This is a genomic window from Serratia odorifera (genome assembly GCF_041448735.1).
Taxonomy (GTDB): Bacteria; Pseudomonadota; Gammaproteobacteria; order Enterobacterales; family Enterobacteriaceae; genus Serratia_F; species Serratia_F odorifera.
The window spans coordinates 1,091,740-1,111,080 of sequence record NZ_JBGMUT010000001.1 but is presented as its reverse complement, the minus strand read 5'-3'; the positions used below and the strand labels follow the sequence as shown (position 1 = coordinate 1,111,080).

18 protein-coding genes and 1 pseudogene are annotated in these 19,341 nt (G+C 57.7%); 11 read left to right on the top strand and 8 right to left on the bottom strand.

The features are described from left to right. Positions 1 to 7 precede the first annotated feature (7 nt). The gene (locus ACCC84_RS05180) at positions 8 to 145 is read left to right on the top strand and encodes a hypothetical protein (RefSeq protein WP_156000361.1); all 138 of its coding nucleotides are present in this window, start codon (positions 8 to 10) and stop codon (positions 143 to 145) included. On the opposite strand, the gene ACCC84_RS05175 is transcribed toward ACCC84_RS05180, so the two are convergent. Beyond that, positions 142 to 423 (bottom strand): YjcB family protein, encoded by a 282-nt coding sequence (locus ACCC84_RS05175; RefSeq protein WP_004962795.1) that lies wholly within the window; start codon positions 421 to 423, stop codon positions 142 to 144. The genes ACCC84_RS05180 and ACCC84_RS05175 overlap by 4 nt on opposite strands. 324 nt (positions 424 to 747) lie before the next feature. Here ACCC84_RS05175 and mrdA2 point away from each other — a divergent pair, with 324 nt between their 5' ends. Together mrdA2 and ACCC84_RS05165 are read left to right on the top strand one after the other, a co-directional pair. Then, entirely contained in the window at positions 748 to 2,673 is a 1,926-nt protein-coding gene (gene mrdA2, locus ACCC84_RS05170; protein ID WP_273868301.1) for a peptidoglycan DD-transpeptidase MrdA2, read from the top strand. A 101-nt stretch (positions 2,674 to 2,774) separates the two neighbouring features. After that, positions 2,775 to 4,493 carry a penicillin-binding transpeptidase domain-containing protein gene (locus ACCC84_RS05165; RefSeq protein ID WP_371901622.1) on the top strand — a complete coding sequence of 573 codons (1,719 nt, stop codon included), beginning with the start codon at positions 2,775 to 2,777 and terminating at the stop codon, positions 4,491 to 4,493. 227 nt (positions 4,494 to 4,720) lie between these two features. Here ACCC84_RS05165 and osmB read toward each other — a convergent pair whose 3' ends face one another. Further along, positions 4,721 to 4,933, bottom strand: coding sequence for an osmotically-inducible lipoprotein OsmB (osmB, locus tag ACCC84_RS05160; RefSeq protein ID WP_004962802.1), 213 nt, complete (start codon positions 4,931 to 4,933; stop codon positions 4,721 to 4,723). A gap of 300 nt (positions 4,934 to 5,233) precedes the next feature. Between osmB and ACCC84_RS05155 the strand changes: the two genes are divergently transcribed. The 6 genes and pseudogenes from ACCC84_RS05155 (at position 5,234) to ACCC84_RS05130 (ending at position 9,358) form a co-directional block, all read left to right on the top strand. Continuing rightward, positions 5,234 to 5,707, top strand: coding sequence for an Rrf2 family transcriptional regulator (locus ACCC84_RS05155; RefSeq protein WP_004962809.1), 474 nt, complete (start codon positions 5,234 to 5,236; stop codon positions 5,705 to 5,707). A 190-nt stretch (positions 5,708 to 5,897) separates the two neighbouring features. Further along, positions 5,898 to 6,029, top strand: a pseudogene (locus tag ACCC84_RS05150) (AcrZ family multidrug efflux pump-associated protein); the annotation flags it as partial. Between the two features lie 360 nt (positions 6,030 to 6,389). Beyond that, on the top strand, positions 6,390 to 6,743 hold the full coding sequence (locus tag ACCC84_RS05145; RefSeq protein ID WP_004962820.1) for a DUF1428 domain-containing protein: 354 nt from the start codon (positions 6,390 to 6,392) through the stop codon (positions 6,741 to 6,743). An 11-nt stretch (positions 6,744 to 6,754) separates the two neighbouring features. Further along, positions 6,755 to 7,231 (top strand): VOC family protein, encoded by a 477-nt coding sequence (locus tag ACCC84_RS05140; protein ID WP_371901621.1) that lies wholly within the window; start codon positions 6,755 to 6,757, stop codon positions 7,229 to 7,231. Between the two features lie 79 nt (positions 7,232 to 7,310). Further along, on the top strand, positions 7,311 to 8,651 hold the full coding sequence (dsdA, locus tag ACCC84_RS05135) for a D-serine ammonia-lyase (protein ID WP_004962824.1): 1,341 nt from the start codon (positions 7,311 to 7,313) through the stop codon (positions 8,649 to 8,651). A gap of 101 nt (positions 8,652 to 8,752) precedes the next feature. Further along, complete coding sequence (locus ACCC84_RS05130; RefSeq protein WP_004962830.1) at positions 8,753 to 9,358, top strand: nitroreductase family protein; 606 nt, start codon at positions 8,753 to 8,755, stop codon at positions 9,356 to 9,358. Positions 9,359 to 9,403: 45 nt separating this feature from the next. Here ACCC84_RS05130 and ACCC84_RS05125 read toward each other — a convergent pair whose 3' ends face one another. From ACCC84_RS05125 to ACCC84_RS05110, 4 genes are read right to left on the bottom strand one after another with little or no spacing between them, the layout of a single operon-like run. Further along, positions 9,404 to 10,549, bottom strand: a complete 1,146-nt coding sequence (locus ACCC84_RS05125; RefSeq protein ID WP_371901620.1) for a virulence factor SrfC family protein — start codon at positions 10,547 to 10,549, stop codon at positions 9,404 to 9,406. Beyond that, entirely contained in the window at positions 10,494 to 11,570 is a 1,077-nt protein-coding gene (locus ACCC84_RS05120; protein WP_371901619.1) for a virulence factor SrfC family protein, read from the bottom strand. Before ACCC84_RS05120 ends, ACCC84_RS05125 begins: the two co-directional genes overlap by 56 nt. Then, complete coding sequence (locus ACCC84_RS05115; RefSeq protein ID WP_004962834.1) at positions 11,567 to 14,506, bottom strand: virulence factor SrfB; 2,940 nt, start codon at positions 14,504 to 14,506, stop codon at positions 11,567 to 11,569. Before ACCC84_RS05115 ends, ACCC84_RS05120 begins: the two co-directional genes overlap by 4 nt. Continuing rightward, complete coding sequence (locus tag ACCC84_RS05110) at positions 14,506 to 15,732, bottom strand: SrfA family protein (RefSeq protein ID WP_371901618.1); 1,227 nt, start codon at positions 15,730 to 15,732, stop codon at positions 14,506 to 14,508. Before ACCC84_RS05110 ends, ACCC84_RS05115 begins: the two co-directional genes overlap by 1 nt. 137 nt (positions 15,733 to 15,869) lie before the next feature. Here ACCC84_RS05110 and ACCC84_RS05105 point away from each other — a divergent pair, with 137 nt between their 5' ends. After that, on the top strand, positions 15,870 to 16,124 hold the full coding sequence (locus tag ACCC84_RS05105) for a hypothetical protein (protein ID WP_004962842.1): 255 nt from the start codon (positions 15,870 to 15,872) through the stop codon (positions 16,122 to 16,124). 44 nt (positions 16,125 to 16,168) lie between these two features. Here ACCC84_RS05105 and ACCC84_RS05100 read toward each other — a convergent pair whose 3' ends face one another. Beyond that, positions 16,169 to 17,086 (bottom strand): LysR family transcriptional regulator, encoded by a 918-nt coding sequence (locus ACCC84_RS05100; RefSeq protein ID WP_416153053.1) that lies wholly within the window; start codon positions 17,084 to 17,086, stop codon positions 16,169 to 16,171. A gap of 90 nt (positions 17,087 to 17,176) precedes the next feature. Here ACCC84_RS05100 and ACCC84_RS05095 point away from each other — a divergent pair, with 90 nt between their 5' ends. Continuing rightward, entirely contained in the window at positions 17,177 to 18,121 is a 945-nt protein-coding gene (locus tag ACCC84_RS05095) for an MBL fold metallo-hydrolase (protein WP_273868282.1), read from the top strand. Positions 18,122 to 18,204: 83 nt separating this feature from the next. Here ACCC84_RS05095 and ACCC84_RS05090 read toward each other — a convergent pair whose 3' ends face one another. Further along, positions 18,205 to 19,338 (bottom strand): YbdK family carboxylate-amine ligase, encoded by a 1,134-nt coding sequence (locus ACCC84_RS05090; RefSeq protein WP_371901617.1) that lies wholly within the window; start codon positions 19,336 to 19,338, stop codon positions 18,205 to 18,207. Between the last annotated feature and the right edge of the window lie 3 nt (positions 19,339 to 19,341).

Here is a 19,341-nt window from a genome sequence, read left to right as displayed (position 1 = left end):
GTGCCCATTGGCAAATAAAGCGTGGGGTAATCCGGGGCGTTGGCGAGTGGGGTGCCGCTATGCCTGCGGGCCGTACCTGGCACCCGACAGTGCCTTGCCATCGTCGCTGGATGTGTCGATGGCGAAGCAATTGCCTGCGGTTTAAGGCATCGGATAATCGGTCGGCGTCTTGCTCATCACCTCGATAAACACATCCTTGGTGACTGACCAAAAATGCGACAAGCCTTCCAGGGTGATGGTTATGCCCATCAACCCCATGACAAACCAGATGGCGGTAAACAGACCCAGGCTACTGAACATGAACGCCATACCGTTGCGGCTGGCTTTACGACAAACAACGTTTAACTGGCTGGCGAAAAACATCATCACGGCGCTCAGCAACTCCCAGCGCATCATAATGAAACCTGTAGCTATGGCACTCATCGAACTTCTTCCTTTGCTGCAAAAGCCGCGTCTGGCCGTCTTGCTCCTGCAGGGGGATAAGGCAGGGCAGCGGACAGCGTGGTGGCGTAATTGAACTCATTAGTGTGATCTGTGTCACATTCTAGCATCGAATTTGGCTGGTGCTCAACGGTTGAACAACTGCAATCCACGCTGATGGGAATATGCAAACATGCTGAAACATTTCTGCCACATCATTAGCAACCTTTTCATGGGGTCAATCAGTCAATAACGTTATCCTTGGTCGCTTTTCAATCCCTTGTTTTTACTCAGGGAAACGGAAGTCAGACAGGTAACGTTCCACGCATGGCCCTATTAAAAGAAAAAATTCGCGACCATTCCGCCGAGGAAATGCTGTTCATTCGCCGCGCTGCGGTGGCGCTGCTGTTGGTCGTCACGTGTTTCGGCGTGCTGATCTTCAATCTGTACCGTTTGCAGGTGAAGCAGCATGATTTTTACCAGACGCGTTCGAACCAGAACGACATTAAAACGCTGCCGATTGCGCCAAGCCGCGGGTTGATTTTCGACCGCAACGGTATCCCGTTGGTACGCAACATTACCCTGTACCAGATCCAGGTGGTGCCAAGTAAAATCGCCAATATGACGGCGTTGCTCCAGGCGTTGACGCCGATCGTCGATCTGACGCCGCAAGACATCGAGGCCTTTCGCGATGAGATGCGCCACAACAGCCGCTACAAACCGGTAACGCTGAAGACTGAACTCAACGATAGCGAAGTGGCACGCTTTGCGGTAAACCAATACCGCTTTAACGGCGTCAGCGTCGAAAGTTACCAACAGCGGCAATATCCATATGGCGCGCAGCTGGCACACGTGGTCGGCTATGTATCGAAAATCAACGACCGCGACGTGAAACGGCTGGAAAAAGCCGGCGAGGCCGAAAACTATGCCGCCGATCACAACATCGGCAAACAGGGCATAGAGGGCTACTATGAGTCGCAGCTGCACGGCACCACCGGCTATCAGGAAGTGGAGGTGGATAACCACGGTCGCATCGTACGACTGTTGAAGGAACAGCCACCGCAGGCCGGCAAAAATATCTACCTGACGCTGGATCTGCCCCTGCAGCAATACATCGAATCATTGCTGAAAGGCCAACGGGCGGCGGTGGTGGTGGAAGACCCGCGCGACGGTGGCATATTGGCGATGGTATCCAGCCCAAGCTACGATCCCAACCCGTTCGTCAAAGGCATCAGTTATCCGGCCTACAAGTCGCTGTTGGAGAACCCGGACCTGCCGTTGATCAACCGGGTGACGCAAGGATTATATCCGCCGGCCTCCACGGTGAAACCGTATATGGCGCTGTCTGCGCTGTTCAGCGGCGTGATCACGCCGTCCACCACTTATTTCGGTGCGCCAACCTGGACGTTGCCGGGAACCAAGCGTCGTTACCGCGACTGGCTGAAAAGCGGCCACGGTATGTTAAACGTCACCAAAGCGATAGAGGAATCCGCCGACACCTTCTTTTATCAGGTAGCCTACGATCTGGGTATTGACCGCATTCATTTTTGGCTCAGCCAATTCGGCTACGGCAAATCCACCGGTATCGATCTCAACGAGGAATACGGCGGATTACTGCCCAGCCGCGCCTGGAAGCAGCGGGTGCATAAAAAGGTCTGGTACCAGGGTGACACCATTTCGGTGGGGATTGGGCAGGGCTACTGGGTGGCGACGCCAATCCAGATGGTCAAGGCGCTGACCACGCTACTGAACAACGGCAAAGTGAAAAAACCGCACCTGCTGTACGCCATGCGACGCGGCAATCTGGTGAGCCGCTATCAGCCCGAAGCACATACGACGCAGGTTGGTGATGCCAATTCGCCGTACTGGGGCATCGTGCGCAACGGCATGTACGGCATGGCGAACCTGCCTAACGGTACCGGTTATAAGCTGTTCCATACCGCGCCGTATCAGATTGCGGCCAAATCCGGTACCTCGCAGGTGTTTGGCCTGAAGGAAAACCAAACCTATAACGCCAAGATGATCCCGGTACGACTGCGTGACCACATTTTCTACACCCTGTTTGCCCCCTACAAAAATCCACGGGTCGCCATGGCGCTGATCCTGGAAAACGGCGGCGGCGACGGTGTGGTGGCCGGACCGACGGCGCGCGCCATCCTTGACCATATTTTTGACCCGGCCAATGCGCCACCGGCCGGCGAGCCGGAAAAAGCCAAGGTACCGTTGAGTGACAGTGTCGATGTGCAACAATAAACGCGTTTGCTGGCACTTTCTTACAAACTGACATTATCCGCCAGATTTTGTACGGTTAGACTGCATCGATAAATAATCCGAATAAAAACGCAGGGTTAACAGTGGTAGCATCGACAAAAAAACGGAGCAAGAACTATTCTTCAGCGCGCTTTGGCTGGATTTGTGCGGGTATTCTGGTGTGTTTCTTCCTGCTGATGTTTCGGGTGGGCTATCTGCAATTGATGGAGCACCAGCAGCTGACCAATCAGGCGGATCAGCGATCGGTACGTACACAGGTGATCCCGACCAATCGCGCCATCATTACCGATCGTAATAATGAAGCGCTGGCGGTCAGCGTATCGTCAAAGGACATCGTGCTGGATCCGAAGCACATCATCGACAGCCAGACCAATACCGACGATGCGCGCTGGCAGAGTATGGCTAACGTGTTGAAAATGCCGTTGGCCGACATCCAGGCGCTGATCCGCCACAACGCACGCAAGCGCTTTGTCTACCTGGCTCGCAAGGTAGAGGACGAAAATGCTGCCTACATCCAAAAGCTCCATCTGACCGGCGTCAGCAGCGAACAGGACTTCAGCCGTTTTTATCCCATGGGGCAGGACGCGGCGGGGTTGATCGGCATCGTTGGTCAGGATAATCAGGGACTGGAAGGGATTGAATTGGGCTTCAACCACTTGTTGCAAGGCAAAAGCGGCCTGCGGGTCTACCAGAAAGACGGCAGCGGCGCGGTGATCAACGTGCTGAAAAACGTCGATCCGGTGCCACCGCCGAACGTAACGCTGAGTATCGACAAGTTTATTCAATACGTGCTGTTTGCCCAGATCCGTGATGGCGTGATCGCCAACCAGGCCGATTCCGGCTGTGCGGTGCTGGTCAGGGTCAATACCGGCGAAGTGCTCGGCATGGCCAGCTACCCGTCCTTTAACCCTAACAACTACGCTAATACGCCATCAAAAGATATTCGCAATGTCTGTAGCAGCGACAGCTTTGAACCGGGATCGACCGTGAAGCCGGTGGTGGTGATGGTGGGGCTCGATCGCCATCTGATCCAGCCGGATACCGTGCTGGATACCACGCCGTATCGGGTTAACGGCCACCTGATCCGCGACGTCGGTCATTGGTCAAAACTGACCATTACCGGCGTGTTGCAAAAATCCAGCGATATCGCGGTGTCGCACATTGCGTTGGCAATGCCGGCCACGGTGCTGCCCGCGGTGTATCAAAGCTTTGGCCTGGGCAAACCGACCGAACTGGGTATCGGCAATGAAAGCAGCGGCTACCTGCCGCGGCACCGCACCCGCTGGGCCGATATTGAACGTGCAACCTTTTCCTTCGGTTACGGGCTGCGGGTAACGCCACTGCAAATGGCGCGCGAATATGCGGCGATTGGCGCATTTGGCGTGTATCGACCGCTGTCGATCACCAAGATCACACCGCCGGTGGTGGGGCAGCGCGTGATGCCGGAATCGGTAGTCAGATCGGTGGTTCACATGATGGAAAGCGACGCCTTGCCCGGCGGCAGCGGCGTCAGTGCCGCGGTACCCGGTTATCGTCTGGCGATTAAAACCGGTACTGCCGAAAAAATGGGTGACAACGGCAAATACGACGGCGGCTACATCAACTATACCGCCGGTGTGGCGCCGGCCAGCGATCCGCAGGTAGCGCTGGTGGTCATGGTCAACAACCCGAAGGCCGGCAAGCACTTTGGCGGCTCGGTAGCCGGCCCGGTGTTTGGCAAAATCATGGCTCAGGTGCTTGAACATATGAACATTCTGCCCGACGCCCAGCCGCTGAATGTGGTCTCGCACATCAAAGGATAGCTGTGCTGATGCCGGTTGATCAACAACGGCGATCGCCAGGGGTATTTCAGCTACCGCCGTCGGAGAATAAACGTTCAATCAGAATAAGCTGATAAGTAGAGTGTTGTCAGGCGATAAACGGCAGAATAAACAAGCGGGAAATATTTATCCTCGGACCGGCTATTCTGGTATGAATAATAGCCGACCCGAGGTGATTAATTAACGCCAGTGGCGTATTGATAGCGTGATTAACGGCTGGTCTGGTGGCCAATAATGCCGCCCAGAGCGGCGCCACCCAGCGTACCCAGCGTGCTGCCGTCGGTGAGGACTGCACCACCCAGAGCGCCGATACCGGCACCGACTGCGGTATTACGATCGCGGTGAGACATATTGCCACACGCGGTTACGGACAGCGTTGACAGAATTAATACAGCTACGCCAGCGGCACGTTTAATGTTCATATTATTTCCTGGTAAAAGTGATGCATTAATAAACAAACTGCATCAGATTATTGCTCTGGTAAAAGTTGAGATGAATGTATTCCGCCGCATAAAAATAAAATAGGGAAATAATCTTAATTTTTTTGCTTTCGCCGTCTGATGACCGCAAGTCGGCAAAAATTGCCAACTATCGCACGAAAAGCTAACGCAATGCCGGCAGTTGATTGACTTTCCCGTAGCCGCTATTCACTATGTGGTTTACTCTGTCACATATATGTCATTCTTATCTGGTCATAAGAACAACTTTTAGCAGGTGCTGGCGTGTCTACATCAACCCGTTTTGCCGTTGCGATCCACATTCTTACCAATATTACGCTGTTTCGCGGCCAGGCGGTGCGTTCGGAAGATATTGCTCGCAGCGTGAATACCAATCCGACGGTGGTGCGGCGCATTCTCGGTGCGCTGGCAGACGCCGGTTTGACACATTCGCAAATGGGGCAAGGCGGCGGGGCGCTGCTGGCCAAGCCGGCCAGTGAGATCACCTTGCGCGACATCTATCACGCGGTAGAAGATCAACCCTATTTCCCATTGCACCGTTCAAAACCCAACGACGAGTGCTACATTGGCCATGCCATCATCCCGGTGCTCGAAGGGGAGTTCGCCCGCATCAGCCGACACATGGAAGCCTCGCTGGCGCAAACCTCGCTGGCGGATATCGTTGGCAAGGTCGAAGCCTGTGCAGGTTATCCGTTCGAGCCCTGCGAATGCATCAATCAACCTGATACCCACCACTAAACTTTCTCGTCTCCACACGCCAGAGAGCACTTTTTTGCATTGTTTTAATGTAACTGTGTAAGTTACATTGATCCACGTCAAAGTGTGACCATTTTCGTCACAGAAAGACATTCCCTATTTAGCGCTAAAAAACCTCAGGGAAATCCTTCTCTGTGGGAGAGGTTTTTTGGTACATGACCAGGAGACGACGATGATTGAGATGTTAGAAAGCCTGGCGATGGTAGTTATTCTGGTGCCGGTGATGGTAGCGGTGTTGCTGGGCGCAATTTATGGCCTGGGCGAGCTGTTCAACCTGATCTCACATGCCGGCAAGAAAAAAGAAGATCGCGCCCCCGCGGTTGCGGCACAAGCCAAACCCGCGGCCGCGGCGCAGGCCAAGCCGATCGAACTGGCCACCAACGCCGAAGCATAACCGGCAATGCGGTGCTATCAACGCCGCAGTGCCGCATACCATGCTAAAAGGGCTGAACCAAGGTTCAGCCCTTTTTTATTGTCTCAACCGGCCGCCGATCAAAACCTGATTACGTTGTACAAGGTGGTGTTCCCGACGCAGCGTCTGTGGCGACGGGGCAGGATAGTTTTTCTGCGTTACTATTTTCATCAGCGTCTAAAATTGTAGGGGGGCGTTGGCGCCGTGCCGACGCCATAACCCGATCGTCGTTGACGACCGAGGAGCCAGTCAATGAACTATGTAGACGGTTTTGTGGTGGCGGTACCGGCAGCGAATCAGGAGGCCTATCGCCAGATGGCCGCAGAAGCAGCCCCGCTGTTCAAAGAGTTTGGTGCGTTGCGGGTGGTGGAGTGCTGGGGTGATGACGTTCCGGAAGGTGAAGTTACCGATTTTCGCGGTGCGGTGAAGGCCACGGCAGATGAAGTGGTGGTGTTCAGCTGGATCGAATACCCGTCAAAGGAGGTGCGCGACGCCGCCAACCAGAAAATGATGTCCGATCCGCGCATGCAGGCGTTTGCTGACCGCATGCCGTTTGATGGTCAGCGTATGATTTTTGGCGGTTTCACCACGCTGTTGGATGAATAGCAGGGGGTTACATGAACAAAATCACGCAACAGCTGTGGTTTGAAAAAGACATGGAAGCTGCGCTGCGCTGTTATACCACGCTGATCCCCGGTTCGGCGGTGCAATGGCGCACCACCTTGCTGGCGGATTCGCCCTCCGGCCCGGCGGGGCACGTGACGATTGCCGGCTTTACCCTGGGTGACCAGCGTTATCTGGCGTTCGAAGCCGGCAAGCTGGACAGCTTCAACCACAGTTTTTCCATCAGCGTCGAGTGTGCCGACCAGGCGGAAATCGACCGTTTGTGGCACGGGCTGGGCGACGGCGGGGTGATTGAGCAATGCGGCTGGTTGCGCGATCGCTGGGGGCTAAGCTGGCAAATCGTGCCCAAATGCCTTGGCGAATGGGTTTATGGCGCAGACCGCGAAAAAGCCAGACGGGTGGCTGAAGCGATGCTTGGCATGGTTAAACTGGAGATCGCCGGGCTGGAAGCCGCCGCACGTGGCGACTAACCACCGCTGACCGGCCGCTTGCGCCATGGTGTGCTTTACGCCATGCTGATTTCCCGTGTTATGCAAGCAGGAAGCCCCGATGAAACAGTCCGAGATCAATGCGCTGATTGCCGAGTATCCGCTGGTTGCCCAACTGATGGCGCTACAGCCGGTCAGCTGGTTTAACCCACGTTCAACCACGCTGGCCGCAGGGCTGCCGTTTGTCGGCCTCGGCGCTGAGGACGTTGCGCAGGCATCCCGGCGGTTGGCGCGTTTTGCCCCCTACATCAGCCGGGCATTTCCGCAGACCCGCGCGGACGGCGGTATCATTGAGTCGCCATTGACTGCCATTAGCGCCATGCAGCAGGCGCTGAATGTGCATTACGGGCTGACCTTGCCCGGTCGATTGTTATTGAAGCAAGACAGCCATCTGCCGATTTCCGGTTCGATCAAGGCGCGCGGCGGTATTTATGAAGTGTTGACCCACGCGGAAATGCTGGCGGTCGGTGCCGGCCTGCTGAAACCGGATGACGACTACGCCAGGCTGTTTTCTGACGATTTCCGCCATTTCTTCAGCCAATACCGTATTGCCGTTGGCTCTACCGGCAATCTGGGGCTGTCGATCGGTATTATCAGCGCCAAACTGGGCTTTGGCGTTAGTGTACATATGTCGGCCGACGCCCGCGCGTGGAAGAAGCAAAAACTGCGCGAACATGGCGTCGAGGTGATCGAGTATGCGCAGGACTATGGCGTGGCGGTGGAACAGGGGCGTAAGCAGGCGGCCGACGATCCGCACTGTTTCTTTATCGACGACGAAAATTCGCAAACCCTGTTTCTCGGCTACGCGGTAGCCGGCGAGCGGCTGAAACAGCAGTTTATCCAGCAGGGGATTACGGTGGATGAACAACACCCGCTGTTCGTCTACCTGCCGTGTGGCGTCGGCGGTGGGCCTGGCGGGGTGGCGTTTGGCCTGAAGCTGGCGTTCGGCGATCACGTGCACTGCTTCTTTGCCGAGCCGACTCATTCCCCCTGCATGTTATTGGGCATCTATACCGGGTTGCACGACGGCATCGCGGTGCAGGATCTGGGCATCGACAACGTCACGGCTGCCGATGGCCTGGCGGTCGGCCGCGCTTCCGGCTTTGTCGGGCGCGCGATGGAGCGCCTGCTGGACGGTTGTTATACCCTGAGCGACAGCGAGATGTATCGCCTGCTGGGGCTATTGGATCGCCAGCAGCAGATCCGCCTGGAACCGTCGGCGCTGGCGGGTATGCCGGGGCCGTGGCGGGTTGCTGCCGAACACCCATGGCTGGCGCAGCGCGGTCTGGATGCCGCCAGGATGAGTCAGGCAACTCACCTGGTCTGGGCGACCGGCGGCGGTATGGTGCCAGACAGCGAAATGGCCAGCTATCTGGCGCAGGCGGCCGAGCAGTTGGGCTGACGAAAACGTACCGTCTAGCCCTTTAGAGCTGGACAGACGCGGCCAACGGAAGAAAATACTCACCAGACATAAGACATAAGACACCAGACATAAGGAAAATCATGAATACGCTTGATGCCATTGCCCAACGCCGGGCAACCAAACAGTTTGATCGCCAGCATCAGATGACGCTGGCAGAGAAAAAAGCGCTGTTGAACATTGCGCTGCAAAATGCGCCCAGTGCGTTCAACTTGCAGCATTGGCGGCCGCTGCTGGTTGAAGATGCGGCGCAGCGCGCAGCGATCCGCGAAGTTGCCTGGAATCAGGCCCAGGTGACCGATGCGTCGATGCTGGTGGTGCTATGCGGTGATTTATCCAGTTGGCAATCGCAGGTAAAAACCGTTTGGGGTGAAGCGGCAGAGCCGGTGCAACAGTTTATGTACCCGGCCATCGACCAGTATTACCGCGACAAACCGCAGGTGCAGCGTGATGAAATCATGCGCAGCAGCGGTATTTTCGCCCAGACGCTGATGCTGGCCGCCAAGGCGCAGGGTTATGACTCCTGCCCGATGGACGGTTTTGACTTTGAGGCGGTCGGCGCGCTGATCAACAAACCGGATCATTATCAGATCGCGCTAATGGTAGCGATCGGCAAAGGCGTCAGCGAACCGTACCCACGCATCGGCAAACTGCCTCTCGATCAACTGGTCGGCATCGATCGTTTCTGATCGTCTATCTAAGGGTATCGGGTTGCTGCCCGATACCGCTTTGCATTACGCCAACGCCTCGCTCAGCGCCGTCAGGCGCGCTCGCAGTTGGTTATCCAGTGAGCTGGCGGCATCATGACCGTCATTTTGCTCGATCAGGGCATCTAACCCCACCAGCCAGTCATAGATATAAAACGCCGCGCCGTTGACCGGCGTTGCCGCCAATTGCGTTAAACGCGCTGGACGGGCAGTATCCAGCTGGGCTACAGAGACAAAGATCGGCTGTCCGTGATGGATACGACTGGCCGGACGCTGCGATGCCGGCAGATGTTGGAACCCCAGCCAGGCGACAAAATCACCCAGTACGCTTAACGCCTGAGATATTTGCCGATCGGCAGCGCTGCCTGCCGTCGCCAGACTGTGCCGCAGCTGAGCCGCCAGTTCCAGACGAAAGGCGGCATTAACCAGTTCATCCACCAGGAGATTCAGCGTGGTTTGATCCACCGCCAGCAGCTTGCGCACTGCGTCATGGTACGGCAAGGCGCGTAAATGGCCGATCCAGTCAGCGAACAGCGCATCGGCAAAGGCGTGATTGTCTGGCGTAACGTTTTGGCTGTGTGAGGCGTTGGTCAACAGATCCAACTCCACGCCAATACTGAACGGATCATCGACCGATGATCCGACGCTGCACGTTTGCCGCTGCAAACGGCGTAGCCGATCGCGCTCTGGCAACAGACGCTCCAGCAGTTCGCCGTGTACGCCGGTTCTGGCCTGCAGGGCCTTGAGCAGGTGCTGGGCGGTTTGTCGTCTCTGCCGCCCCTGACTCTCGGCCGATTGATGCCAACTGCCCAGCAACGTTTCACGTACCTCGCGTCTCAGCGCCTGCAATAACCCGCCAATGCGCTGACGCTGCGTGGTTGCCTTGGCCGCCGCGGCCAGGTAGGCCAGCATCCGTCGAATGTCGCTGGCATCCAGTGCCAATAGCGATCCCCATTGCGCGCCGCTGGCGCTGACATAACGCTGTACCGCGTCGTCCAGCTTTTTTTGCCCGGCCGAGGCGCGGTGATGGCTAAAGACCCACATCAGATCCGGTTTGCCATCGCCACACAGCGGCGGTTGCTCAGCCTGCTGGCGCTGTTGCCAATCGGTCAGCGCTTTACCGACCTCGGCAACGTCCTGATGCCGGGTGGTAGTGGAGCCGACCAGCAACAACTGCGGTTGGCGACGATCGGTGCAATATGCCAGTTGGCAGGCCCGCCTGCATCAACCGCTGTATCGGCGTCGAAGTGTCGCCGTCAACGCCGGCAGGAATGTCCAGAATATCCACCGGCTCGCTGAACGGATCGTTTTCAACCGGTTGGCTGAGGCACAGTTCAACGCTCAACAAGGCCAGTTCGGCCAATGAAAACGCCCGCCGATTGGCCTCATCGCCAGCCAACGTCGCGATCTGCACGCTGCTGTCCAGTGGGCTATTGAGGTGCGTTGCCAGGCTACCGTCAATGATGCCATCGAGGTACGGCAGTTCGCCTTTCATTAGCTGAATATGCCGGCTGCCGAGGCCGTGTAACGAGTGAGCCAGTTGGCGATATAGCCCGGTCAGCTGCGGCTGGCTGTTCCACAACGGCGAAAACAGCTGAGCACGGTGATCAATGCCCAGATAGGGCGCCAGGTTGCTCGCAGCCATCCAGAAAGCATTGGCCGGGGGCATTTGCGGCCGATGGCGCAACAGCGCATCTCGCAGCGACGCTACGCAACGTGACGACATTCCCGCCACGGCCACCGTCTGACGCCGCTGGCTTAACGCGGCCAGTTGCTGATTGAGCTGCTGCTCGTCCAGCGGCGGCGCGCCGGCGGTAATGAACAGCAGGGTGATCAGATCGGCCTCGGTCAACAGCGTGAGGCGTGGCGCGGCGATTGTCGCACTGTGACGGTAACGGAGCGTCAACGTCGGCTGCGCAACCTGCATCGTTTGACGTCCCAAAATGACAGCGAGTGACGCATTTTCTGCCTGAACGCGACCATAAATGCCAATGCTGAAAACATCGCTGGCCGCCTGCGCCAGCCGTTCGGCGTCGTGTTGGCAGCGTTGCAGCGCCAGTTGCAGGCGGTCGGCCTCGATAGCCAACCGCGCTGAGCGCTGCCGGGCGTGGTTCAACCAGTCGGCAAGGTTGCCAATCGTCAGTGCGGTTTGCCGTGCCTGCTGCACCAGGGTATTGACGGTTAGTGGATTCATGTGTTGAAGACGCTCCCGCTGTCGATCCAATAGTGCGTCGCGCCGGCACCGCCGGCGGCCAGGGTATTAAGCCTGAGCTGCAACTGTTGCAAGGGAACCGGCGTGCCATCCGCCAGTACGGCATCCGCCAGTTCAAAACGCTCACCGTCCACCACCCGCAGCCGCAGATGCAAAACGTCGTTGCTGGCCAGGCGACGTGCCAGCTGCGCATCGACGATGCTCAGGTTATACAGTGGCGTTGCCGGCCAGCGATCGTTGTCCAGCTGCCGAAAACCCAGTTGTAGCGGGCCACGCAGCGGAAAGCGCGCTGCGTCGAGCATAAACTCGGCCGCATCCAGATCGATATCACGGTAATACACGTTGTCGGCGGTGAGCGCCTGCTGTGCATCCAGCATGCCGAGATAGCGAATGGTGCTATAAGGCTGAAAATCACCGGCCTTGAAATAGAAACTACCCAGACGCAGATCAAGCGCCAGCAGGCAGAGCATCGCGCCAACCGCCGCGGTGGATTTTGGATTTTCAATCTTTCCCTGGTGGTGGAACGGATACCAACTACTGGTGTGGTAACCGTCCAGTGAGACGATGCGGTTGGCCGGTAGCGGCTGCAAATGACGCAGCAACGCCTGCACGCCCGGCAGGCGGCATGGGCGTCCGCTGAGCAGCAATACATCACAACCGTAATGTGCGACCACTTCTGCCAGCGCGCGCAGACAGGCGGCGATGCGCATCTTGCCGTTCAGGAATGCCACGTGCAGTTGATGCAGCGGCAGCAACAGCGGCGTTTGCAGAATATCGAATGTGGCGGCATCAGCCGGTAGCTGACGTTGCGTTTCACCGTTGATGAACGTCAGTACGCCGGTGGTGGGTAACTGGGGCAACAGTTCGCCAAAGGTTGCCGCCAGTTCCGTATGCCGGTCGAGCGGATCGTATTGTTCATAAGCCTGTAAAATGGCGTGACCGAGCGGTATAAACAGCTGCAAAGCCGTTTGCTGCCGACGGGCGGAAAATCCGTCCAGACGGCCTTGGCTGCCGAACAGTTTGTCCATCAGCGCGGCGGGTTGCGCGACGCCAGCCTGTTGCAGTGCCCGTTGTACCGCCGGCAGCAGGTATTGCTGGATCACATCGAGCAGAATATCGTCGCCGGCCATTTTAAAGCCCTCGCGAAACAGCAGGTTTGGCACGATTTTCACGTTATGCCCCACACCGTCATCGAGAGAAAACTGGGTGATGGACAAATCGCTGGTGCCGCCACCAATGTCAATCGAGGCGATACGCAGCGCTTTACCGTGCTGCGCTGCAGGGCGGTCTGGCCGCGCCATGCTGGCAAAAAACGCCGCGCTGTGGCCGGCAAAATTCAACTGTGTCTCATTGTAGAGATACACCAGTTGGCCACAGGTGGCCTCATCCCACGCCATCTGCACCTGTGGCACCGGCAGTTTACCGGCGTTTTGTTGCGCCAGGCTGGTGAAGGGCGCATCCACCGGGTGCCAGCCCTGTGCTTTCCACACCAGGCCAATGGCATCGTGCATGCGGCGGCGGAACAGTTCACGCTCCGGTTTTGGCATCGCACAGGGCAGCGTGAGAATGATATTACGTAATTGCCGTGGCGCGTTGCCGTGCGGCATTTTCAACCGTTGACCAACGCTGTTGATTTGCATCAGCACCTGTGCCAGCAGTTCGCTGAGCATCAGCGTCATGATCGCGCTACGGCTGTAGCTGGCGCTGAATACCGGCAACCGCTCCTCGGCCGCCAGATTAAACAGTGGCTGCCCCTGGTCATTGAGCAGATGCGCCAGCGGTGCGGCAGCGGCCATCGGTTCCTGCGGCATATTGAAGCGCCAGCCATGGGGATAGCGCTCCTCGTCCCACAGATAGCGGCGTGGACTGGAAAGACCGGTTGCGCCTTCGGTGCCCTGGCGCCGGGCCGCCAGTCGGCTGGCTTCACTGCCGACACGCATCATCGAGGGCCAGCAAAATGCTTGTTCACGGCCACTCTGGAATGAAAACTGCGCTTTGCCAAACTCGGCCGGCGCAAACTCGGCACGACTGTCAAACTGCGCCTGGTACAGGTACTGCGGCTGCGCCAGGTCGCGCAGTTGCAGTTCGTAGGTATGTTTCAGCCCGTCACTTTCCTCTGGATGATCCTCAACCATAATGCCGCAGGTATGCGAGTTGCCGACATCAAGGATCAGATCGACTGCCACCGCCGGCGCCTGCGCTGACGGGGCGATCAGTCTGATTTGCGGCAATTGCAGGCGGTCGCCGAACATCGCCAGCAGGTTAAGGTAATGTGCCTGATATTCAAACAGCTTCAGCGCGTTGCGTAGCGCCGCTTCACTGCGTTGCTCGAGGGCAACGGCCTGCTGAACAAAGGTTTCCCGCAGCCAGCCGTCAACCCAGGTCAAATCGAGAAACGGATCCAGATCGCGGCTATGGTGCGCCAGGGCGAAACTCAGCCCGGCGCTGACGTCATGGTCGGTGGGTGCCAGCGGCGCTTCGGCGGCATCCAGCACCTGGGTGTCAAATGCCAGGGTGATACGCCAGCGGTTACCGTCACTATCGCTATCTTCCAGCCGGGTAATGCGCAGCCGCGCCCAATTATCCGGTCCGGCCAGCAAGCCGCTTGCTGGGTTGAAGCGCAAGAACGGCAGCGGCAACCATTGGTTGTTCAGCAGGTGGAGTGAATACTCCAGCGGAAAACGCAATTCCGGCCGCACCATTTCCGGCGGCTCTCCTGGCACATTGGCCAGCAGATACCTGCCGTGCACTGTGTCGAACGCCAGTCGCAACAGCGGGCCGTTAGCGGTTTTGCGCACAAACGCGCCGGGCAATTCCGGCAGGACGGTGGCGGCAGGCAACCCAAAATCGAGGAACTGTATGCCGCTGTCTTGAATCAGCGTGATTCGTGCGGGGTAGTCGGTCAAAGTCGCCAGCATTATTTTTTCTCGCGCGTCATCATCATGGGATAGTCGGTTTGGTTGCCGTAGCGGCCGATACATTGCGCGGCGGCGTCGTCGCCCATCGGCGTACAGATCAGCTCCGGCAGTTGATAGCGTGAACCGTCGCTGCAGCGTGCCCGAGTACGGCTGTTGATCACCAGATTGCCGGATTGCATCAACCCGGCCTCAACGTTGACGCTGCAACGCACACCGTCGGCCTGCGTCAGGTTGGCCGTCCCTTTGCCGTGATACAACCGATAGCGCAGAGTGGGCAGTTTACCGGTCAGCGGGCTGTCGACCGCCGGCCGCGCGCGCCATTTACCGTCAAGAAAACGGTTGGATCCGGCCCTGACCGCCGCGGTAGGCATCACCAGCGCATGTTTATCGTGCGGCGTGGCGATCTGGACCTGGGGCACAGGTGGCATCACCGTGGCGGCTGCCAGCGGTAGCTGGAGCGGCGGCAACGCAACGGATGTTTTGTCTGGTATCGCTGGCGCCGCGCGTGCCGCCACCGTGACGGGTGCGGGTGTAGACGGCCAACTGCGCAGCGCCAGCGTTATCACCAGCGCCAACATGACGGCCAACGCCAAAAGCCAACGCCACCGGCGCTTAGCGCTCCCCATTACGGGCGCGACAACCGCCGCCGGCGTGGCTGGGATCATCTCGGATGGCGGAGGAACCGCGGATACTGACGGCGGTAATGGCGGCGGCAGGTCGGTAGGCGCCAGGGACCTCTCTTCGGGCGCAGGGCGCAGACAGGCAAACATGTTATTGCACGGCACACCCTGGTGGCGGATGAAGCCCCAAAAGGTCAGTACCGGTTTGCCATCCACCAGAAAAACGTGCTGGGCATCAGGAATCTGCAATGCATGGTCGAGCAGGGCGGCGAACAGCCTGTGCGCCGGGTTGGCAGAAGCCAACGCCCGCTGGCTCAGCGTGGCGACCGCGCTGCGGCCGGCGTCGAGAACCTGCAATGCCGCCTGACGCTGCGCCAGGCTGGCGGCTTGCCAACCGATCGCCGTCCCGGCGAAAGGGGCATACCAGTCGATGCGATCGCCGGTTTGATTAACTTGAGGAATGGCCAGCATCTGCGCTACCGCAGGCTGATTTTGCAGGCGCAGCGCTTCGCGCAACGGCTGCGCCAGGGTATAAACCGGTTGCCCATTTTCCCCCAGGGCCACCACGTCGTGCAAACTGCCACTGCGTAAAAAGGGTTTTGTCACGCCACCAGAACCTTGGATAAACATAAACGGCGAGTATAAATACCGGCGCTGAAATCAAAGCCGGGAGCAAAGGCTAAAAGCGCCATCTATTTTATCCATCAGCGTGATGGCATTAGGTGTGACGCTGCGATTAGAGAGTGCTGGATACCGCGCTGGAAGAACGTTTTGATCGTATCACCCGCATGGCGCGACGTTTGTTTCGAGTACCGATTGGGCTGGTCACGCTGGTTGATGAGAACCGGCAGTGGTTCAAGGCCTACTGCCGGTTGGCCACGCAGGAAACGTCGCGCGCACCGTGCGATACCGACTGGGCTTTTCCTACGGCATCGTCGAGTTTGATCCACCACAGCCGCAGGGGCTTGATCGGTGACTGGCTGCCGGTGATGCCCTGATGTACCAACGGAAAAAACCACGGCGCATCGCTGAAGCCTGGCCGTCACTGCGCCAGTAATTGTGCCAGACTGCTACGTAACCATTGCAGCGCCGGCTCCTGCTCGCGACGGCGATGCCACAGCATGGCGACCTCAAACTTTGCGATTTCCAGCGGCAATTCACTGGCGCACAGGCCAAAATGTTGGCGCCAACTGGGTTCCAGCCCATCCGGCACGGTAGCGAAGGTTGGCGTACGTTGCAGCATTAGCGGTAACGTCGCAAAGTGCGGCGTGGTGTAACGGACCCGTCGCCGATGCCCCAACAACGCCAGTTGGCGGTCAATAATGCTGCTGTTGGCGCCGCGATAGGACACCAACAGATGCTCGCCGCGGGTATAGGCCTCCAACGTCAATGGCAGCCTGGGCTGCCATTGCGCCGGATGCCAAAAGGTTTTGTAGCCCATTACCGCCAATACCTGTCGCCGTAGACCCTGTGCGGCGCCGTCCGCCACCGAAATGGCCAGATCGATGCGATCCTGCTCCAGCGCGTCGCCATCCTGAAACGGATCGGTTGCCACCACGTTGAGCGTGATGCCAGGGGCGTGCTGATGCAGCAGTTCGAACAGCGGTGGCATCAGCCAGCTTTCCACCCAGTCGGTGATACCGAGACGAAAGCTGTGCTGCGAACTGGCGGGGGAGAATTGTGGCTGCCGAAACAGCACCTGCTGCATGTTTTCCATCAGCGGCGTCAGTTCGCGCACCAGGGCGTGGGCGCGCGGCGTCGGATCCATGCCGTTGGCCGAACGTACGAACAGTGGATCGTCGAACATGACACGCAGCCGTGCCAAAGCGCCGCTGACCGCCGGTTGACCAAGAAACAGTTTCTGAGCGGCGCGGGAGACACTGCCTTCACGATACAGCACCAGCAGAACCGTCAATAGATTCAGATCGATACGACTAAAATCATTTTCTCTGATATTCACAATCAATCCAATCGATTTGAATGATGTGATTGGACAATACGATAATCTCTGCCAACGTTAAAGCGATGTTTTTCCACCAACAGGATAGCTATGAAATCATATTTAGTGCTGCCCGCCAGTCTACTGCTGGCAACCTCGCTGACCCACGCTGCCGATACGCATCAGCAGGCGCCGGGATATTACCGTATGGCATTGGGCAAGCTGACGGTGACCGCGGTGTCCGACGGCACCATCACGCTGCCGCTGGAGAAATTGCTGCTGCCGATCGATCCGCAACGCTTAAAACAGCGAATGGCAGAGGACGCGATGACGCCACAAGCGGAAACCTCAATCAATACCTTCGTGATCGACGACGGCAAACAGCGGGTTCTGGTCGATACCGGCGCGGGGCAGTTGTTCGGCAATAACGGCGGCCATCTGTTAGCCAACCTGAAAGCGGCCGGTTACCCGGCGGAAAGCATCAATGCGGTGCTGGTGACCCACGTGCACGGCGATCATTCCGGTGGCCTGACGCTCAATGGCAAACCGGCATTCCCCAATGCCGAGGTCTATGTCGACAAACACGATCCTGATTTTTGGCTGGATAGTGCCAACCAGAGCAAAGTGGAAGCGGGGCAGCGCCATACCTTTAAACAATCTGCCGAGGTGTTAAAGCCGATTATCGCCGCCGGCAAACTGAAAACCTTTACCGCGCCGGCCACCTTGCCTCTGGGCATACAGGCGCAGGCGGCCTATGGGCATACTCCGGGCAGCGTGACCTATCGGGTGGAAAGCGCGGGGCAAACGCTGGTGCTGTGGGGGGATATCATCCATGCCAAGGCGGTACAGATGCCTGAGCCGCAGGTGGCGATTCATTTCGACGTCGATCGTCAGCAGGCCATCGCGACCCGCGAGCGTATTTTGGCGCAGGCTGCCAAACAGGGCTATTGGGTGGCGGCGGCGCATATTGCCTTCCCCGGTCTGGGGCATGTGCAAGCGCAAGGTCAGGGTTACCGTTGGGTACCGGTCAATTACAGCACCCAGTTAAATCCGTAATCCATCTATCGGGGGCAGAGCGCCCGCCGCAACACCCACGGGGCCGTCCAACGGTCCCGCTTTTCCTTCATTCGCTGCATCTTTCAGGCGCCGATCGCCACGTTACCGCTGTGCACACCGCTGGTCAGCAGCGCCATCATGGTCTGGATGATGCAGCTTTCGCTGTAACCCGCCTGCGCCATGCCGCGAATACGATCGGCATCGTTTTCGCCGTGCATGACATATTGTTTCAGGTAATCCAGGACCTCGATGTCACGACCGCTGGCGTAGTGATACAGGCGTTGCAGGGTAAACAGCAGATGACGTGACAATTCGGTTTTCTCTGCTGACTGACAGTCGATGTAAGGCGCGCTGAAGCCGTAGCGCTGGGCGCAGAAGGTGTTGCAGGTGACGGCAGAATGGTAGGCCTGTTGCAGCGGCCGGCGTTCATCGAGCAGATATTTCACCAACAGCTGCGCGTAACCGCTGAGCATGCAGGCATGATAAATCGACAACGGCGTATCGCAAACGCGGATCTCGACCGTACCGAAGTTGGGCTTCGGCCGGATTTCCCAATAAATATCCTTCAGGCATTGTATGATCCCCAGCCGCGTCGCGGTGTCGACATACTGGTTAAACTGCTGCCAATTGTGGATATTCTCAATGTAGCCGAAGGTATGGAACGAGTTCAGCGCGCTGAAACGTGAACTGGCAAAGCGTGTATCAACCGACTGGTAATAAGGCGACGAGGCACTCAGGGCGATAAAGTGCGGCAGGTAGGGGATCAGCGCGTGGCACAGATAAATGGCATCATCGCCGCTTTCAACACCGACGTGAATATGTTGGCCAAAAACGCAGGACAGTTTTGCCAAAAAACCCAGGTGTTCGTACACCTCCTGATAACGTTCGGTGGGGGTAATGCACTGTTCTTTCCAATCGCTGGTAAGATGGCGACCGCCGCCGCATAGCCCGCAGTGATAACCGGCGGCCACGTCCGACAGCTGGCTGGCAATGGTGCTCAATTCATCGTACAGGGTAAAGGGATTCTTATGCACCGCCGAATTAATTTCTATGGTTGATAGCGTCAGCTCTTCCTTTATATTCTTTTCATTATTCATGGCTTTTATAATTTCCAGGCCTTTTTGCGAAAGCTCGCAGCTATTTAAATCAATGAGCTGTAATTCTAATTCGGCGCCTAAGGTGTAACCTGGCGAGGGATTAAAAGGAATAAACGGCATGAT